The following is a 5,147-nucleotide window of genomic DNA, read 5'->3' on the forward strand; positions in this document are numbered from 1 at the left end:
AAATTTATCGATAAAAGCCTGACGGTTGCCTTCTCTGAGCGATAGCTCAAAATAGCGATCCACCAAGGCATCGGTCACTTTGGTTTTGTCGGCGTACACATTCTCAACAGCGCCGCCGCGGGGATGCCGTTGGTCGAGGAGGTCGAGACGATCTGCTTGATCTCGGACTCGGTGCCCTCGAAGCCGGGGGAGACCGCGTCGGGGAGGGAGATCGAGGCCGGGGGCTCGATCGCCTGGGTCGGGACGCTGCCGCCGCCGGGGAGGGTGCCGTCGGGGGACGTGGTCGCAGCGACCGTCGAAGCGGCCGGTCCGCCGGTGAGGCTGGCGGTCCAAGCTGCTGACAGCAAGGCCAACGGCACGATCGTCGTGGCCTTCTGGAAGCGACCGAGGCGAGTGGCGGGCATGTGTGACTCCTGGGTTTGCGGCGGCCCTGCACTCATAACCCCATGTGTGCAGACACCCACCTCAACGATGCATGTGACCCTGACGTTACGCGAGTCCTGCGAGAAATGTGACGACGAGCACCAGATGAGACCTGCCGTCCGCAACCCCCACCCGCGCGGGCTTCGTCCTTCGGGGACACTGGAGGGGTGACTCATGCTGCCCCCGACCCGCACGGCACTGCAGGTACCTCGGTCTCGCGCGCGCTCTACGACCGCGCCCGCCACGTCATCCCCGGCGGCGTCAGCTCGCCGGTGCGTGCCTTCAACGCGGTCGGCGGCACTCCGCGCTTCATCCGATCTGCCGCCGGCGCCTGGCTCACCGACGTCGACGGTCGCGAGTACGTCGACCTGATCTGCTCGTGGGGCCCGATGCTCCTGGGCCACGCGCACCCCGAGGTGCAGGCCGCGGTCACCGAGGCGATCTCCCGCGGGACGTCGTACGGCGCCCCGACCGTGCCCGAGGTCGAGCTGGCCGAGGAGATCGTGGCCCGCACCCCGGTCGACCGGGTGCGCTTCGTCTCCTCCGGCACCGAGGCCGCGATGTCGTCGATCCGGCTGGCGCGCGGCTACACCGGTCGTGACGTGGTCGTGAAGTTCGCCGGCTGCTACCACGGTCACGTCGACGCCCTGCTGGCCTCGGCCGGCTCCGGCCTGGCCACCTTCGCCGTACCCGGGACCCCCGGTGTGCCGGAGTCGGCCACCGCTCTCACGCTGGTGCTGCCCTACAACGACCGCGCCGCCGTCGAAGCGGTCTTCGCCGAGCACGGCGACCGGATCGCGTGCCTGGTCACCGAGGCAGCGCCCGGCAACATGGGCGTCGTCCCGCCCGAGCCCGGCTTCAACGGCTTCCTCGCCGAGATCTGCCGGCGCAACGGGGCGCTGTTCATCACCGACGAGGTGATGACCGGGTTCCGCGCCGGCAAGCAGGGCTACTGGGGCATCGACGGCGCCACCGAGGGCTGGACCCCCGACCTGATGATCTTCGGCAAGGTGATGGGCGGCGGGTTCCCGGCCGCTGCGTTCGGTGGTCGCGCCGACGTGATGAGCCACCTCGCCCCAGAGGGGCCGGTCTACCAGGCCGGCACGCTCTCGGGGAACCCGATCGCCACGACCGCCGGCCTGGCCACCCTGCGCCTGGCCACCGACGAGGTCTACGACCACCTCACCAGCGCCGGCGACACCATCAAGGCCGCGGTGGTGGAGTCGCTGGCTGCCGCCGGGGTGCCCCACGTGGTGCAGAGCGCCGGCACGATGTTCTCGGTGTTCTTCACCGAGGGCCCCGTGCGCGACTTCGCCGACGCCTCGCGCACCGACTCGGCGGCCTACGCCGCCTACTTCCACGCCATGCTGGACGCCGGGGTCTACCTGCCCCCGTCGGCGTACGAGGCGTGGTTCTTGTCCGCAGCCCACGACGACCGCGCGATCCAGACGATCCTGGACGCCCTGCCCGCGGCTGCTGCTGCGGCAGCGGCCGCCCAGTCGCAGACGAAGGAGACCCGCTGATGAGCACCCCCGACACCGTCGTCCACCTCCTGCGGCACGGAGAGGTCCACAACCCCGAGGGCATCCTCTACGGGCGCCGCGACGGCTTCCACCTCTCCGACCTCGGCGTGAAGATGGCCGAGAAGGTCGCTGAGTCGATCAAGCACCGCGACATCGTGCACCTGCGGTCCTCGCCGCTCGAGCGTGCCCGGGAGACGGCCGCACCGCTGGCCGCCGCGCGCGGGCTCGACGTCGTCCTCGACGACCGGGTGATCGAGTCGACCAACAAGTTCGAGGGCGAGCAGTTCGGCAAGGGCCACAACGCCCTGAAGAAGCCCGCCAACTGGCGCTACCTCTGGAACCCCTTCAAGCCGTCGTGGGGCGAGCCCTACACCGACGTCGCCGAGCGCATGATGGCCGCCGTCCACGAGGCGCGCGTCGCCGCAGCCGGCCACGAGGCCGTCGTGGTCTCGCACCAGCTGCCGATCTGGACCACGCGCCTGCACGCCGAGAAGCGCTCCTACCTCCACGATCCGCGCAGCCGCCAGTGCACGTTGTGCTCGCTGACGTCGCTGCACTTCGTGGGTGACCGGCTCACGCAGGTCTCCTACAGCGAGCCCGCCGGTGACCTGATCCCGACGGCCGACAAGAACGCCACCTTCTCCGCCGGGGGAGCCCCCGAGGAGAAGAAGCCCTGACATGATCCGAGCGACCCGGCCGCGGCCAGCCCGCGCCGCCTCCGTGCTGACCCTCCTCACCCTCGTGCTCGTGGGTGGGGTCGCGAGCGGCTGCAGCACGCTCGGAGGCACCGACGACGCCAACTTCGTCGTGGGCGACGGCACGGTCGTGCAGATCGACGCGGCCGATCGCACCGACCCGATCGAGATCTCCGGGCCGTCCCTGGAGGACGAGCCGATCGACCTCGCCGACCTGCGCGGCGAGATCGTCGTCCTCAACATCTGGGGCTCGTGGTGCAACCCCTGCCTGGCCGAGGCGCCGATCCTCAAGGAGGCCTCCGAGCAGCTCGACGCCGAGTTCGTCGGGCTGAGCTTTCGCGAGACGTCGTTCGAGAACGCGCTCGCCGTCGAGCGCCGCTTCGGCATCGAGTACCCCACGATCGCCGACACCGGCGCGGGCGTGCTGGCGCTGGGTCGCTACGCACCTCGTTCGCCCCCGTCGACCTACATCCTCGACACCCAGGGTCGGGTGGCCGCGGTGATCAGCGGCGCCATCACGTCTGCCGCGACGCTCGAGGGCATCGTCGAGGACGTCCGGGCAGATGACGGTGCAGTCGATGGGCCCGCCGATGGGCCCGCTGGTGGGGCTGTCGATGGGTGAGTGGTTCCAGAGCCAGGCCGCGAGCGGTTCGCTCGCCCTGGCCCTGCCCGTCGCGGCCCTGGCCGGACTGGTGTCGTTCTTCAGCCCGTGCGTGATCCCGTTGCTGCCGGGCTACCTCTCCTACGCCACCGGGCTCTCGGGTGCCGACCTGGCCTCCGGCGAGGCCGGACGGCGTCGCGGCCGGATGGTGCTCGGCTCGGCGTTGTTCGTGCTCGGCTTCACCGTCGTCTTCGTGCTCATCGGGGCGACCGTGGGCGGGGTGGGCGGTTGGCTGCGTGAGTACCGCGACCAGATCACCGTCGTGATGGGTGCGCTGCTGATCGTGCTCGGCCTCGTCTTCGCCGGGGTGATCCCGTGGCTGCAGCGCGAGTGGCGCATCCACAAGATCCCCGCCGTCGGGCTCGGGGCGGCGCCGCTCATCGGTGCGCTCTTCGCGCTGGGCTGGACGCCGTGCATCGGGCCGCCCTACAGCGTGATCGTGGGCCTGACCCTCAACGACAGCACCGCCGGCCGCGGCGCGCTGCTCTCGGCCGTCTACGCGCTGGGCCTCGGGGTGCCGTTCATCCTCGCGGGGCTCTTCTACAGCCGCAGCGCCCGTGCGCTCGGCTGGATGCGACGCCGGCAGGTGCTGGTGACCCGCCTCGGCGGCGCGATGCTCGTGATCGTCGGCATCCTGCTCGTGACCGGCTGGTGGGACTGGATCGTGCAGTGGCTCCAGATCCAGCTCGTCGGCGGCTTTGAGGTGGCGATATGACCGACGTCCAGGAGGAGCGCCGCAGCGACCCCGCACCCGCGCGCCGTCCCGGCGAGCTCGGCGCCCGCGAGCTCGCCCGGTGGTCGTGGCGTCAGCTGACGTCGATGCGCACGGCCCTGATCCTGCTGCTCCTGCTCGCCCTGGCGGCGGTGCCCGGCTCGGTGATCCCGCAGACCGGCGTCGACGCGCTCAACGTCTCGCGCTGGAAGGACCAGCACCCCACGCTCACCCCGATCTACGAGTCGCTGGGGCTGTTCTCGGTCTACGACTCCGCGTGGTTCTCGGCGATCTACATTCTGCTGATGATCTCGCTCGTGGGCTGCATCATCCCGCGCACGCTGCACTACGTGCGCACGATGCGCGCCCAGCCACCGGCCGCGCCGCGCAACCTGCTCCGCCTGCCCGACCACGCGTCGTACACCAGTGACGACGACGTCGAGCAGGTGCTCGAGCAGGCACGCGTCGTGATGCGCAGCCGCGGCTACCGGCTGCGCGACGCCGACCCCGACGGCGACCCGTCGGTGAGCGCCGAGCGCGGCTACCTGCGCGAGGTCGGCAACCTGGTCTTCCACCTCTCGGTGATCTTCGTGCTGGTCGGCTTCGCCATCGGGTCGCTGTTCGGCTACCAGGGCGGCGTGCTGCTGGTGCAGGGCCAGCAGTTCGCCAACAGCGGGGCGTCGTACGACGACCTCGACCCCGGCAGCCTGTTCGGCTCCGAGGACTTCGACCCGTTCCTGATGAAGGTCGACGAGTTCGACGTCGAGTGGCTCACCGAGGGCTCCGCGGCCGGGACGGCGCGCAAGTTCAACGCCGCCCTCACCTATCGCGAGACCGTCGATTCCCCCGAGCAGTCCTACGACCTGCGGGTCAACCACCCGCTCACGATCGGCGACACCGACGTCTTCCTCATCGGCCACGGCTACGCGCCGGTGATCACGGTGCGCGACGCCGAGGGCGAGGTGGCCTACAGCGGCCCCAGCGTCTTCCTTCCGCAGGACCAGTCGTTCCTGTCCTTCGGCGTCATCAAGGCGCAGCCCGCCGAGCCCCAGCTGGGCTTCGAGGGACTCTTCTACCCGACGTTCTCCCTCATCGAGGGTGACCCCGTCACCGTCTGGCCCGACGCGCTCGAG

At 70.4% G+C, this 5,147-nt stretch carries 6 protein-coding genes; 5 read left to right on the plus strand and 1 reads right to left on the minus strand.

Going from position 1 to position 5,147, the window contains the following annotated elements:
- Positions 1-74 precede the first annotated feature (74 nt).
- Positions 75-404: a hypothetical protein gene (locus tag VOI19_RS13805; protein ID WP_323793540.1), complete on the minus strand. Its 330-nt coding sequence runs from the start codon at positions 402-404 to the stop codon at positions 75-77.
- Positions 405-590: 186 nt separating this feature from the next.
- On the opposite strand from VOI19_RS13805, the gene hemL reads away from it, so the two are divergent.
- From hemL to resB, 5 genes are all read left to right on the plus strand, one after another.
- On the plus strand, positions 591-1,946 hold the full coding sequence (gene hemL / locus VOI19_RS13810; RefSeq protein ID WP_323793541.1) for a glutamate-1-semialdehyde 2,1-aminomutase: 1,356 nt from the start codon (positions 591-593) through the stop codon (positions 1,944-1,946).
- The gene (locus VOI19_RS13815; RefSeq protein ID WP_323793542.1) at positions 1,946-2,623 is read left to right on the plus strand and encodes a histidine phosphatase family protein; all 678 of its coding nucleotides are present in this window, start codon (positions 1,946-1,948) and stop codon (positions 2,621-2,623) included. The genes hemL and VOI19_RS13815 overlap by 1 nt, the downstream gene beginning before the upstream one ends.
- A gap of 1 nt (position 2,624) precedes the next feature.
- Positions 2,625-3,263: a TlpA disulfide reductase family protein gene (locus VOI19_RS13820; RefSeq protein ID WP_323793543.1), complete on the plus strand. Its 639-nt coding sequence runs from the start codon at positions 2,625-2,627 to the stop codon at positions 3,261-3,263.
- The gene (locus VOI19_RS13825; RefSeq protein ID WP_416366385.1) at positions 3,205-4,017 is read left to right on the plus strand and encodes a cytochrome c biogenesis CcdA family protein; all 813 of its coding nucleotides are present in this window, start codon (positions 3,205-3,207) and stop codon (positions 4,015-4,017) included. Before VOI19_RS13820 ends, VOI19_RS13825 begins: the two co-directional genes overlap by 59 nt.
- A partial coding sequence (resB, locus tag VOI19_RS13830) for a cytochrome c biogenesis protein ResB (RefSeq protein ID WP_323793544.1) occupies positions 4,014-5,147 on the plus strand: 1,134 nt, incomplete at its 3' end. The genes VOI19_RS13825 and resB, both read left to right, overlap by 4 nt.

It is taken from the genome of Nocardioides sp., assembly GCF_034670285.1.
In the GTDB taxonomy this organism is placed as follows: domain Bacteria; phylum Actinomycetota; class Actinomycetes; order Propionibacteriales; family Nocardioidaceae; genus Nocardioides.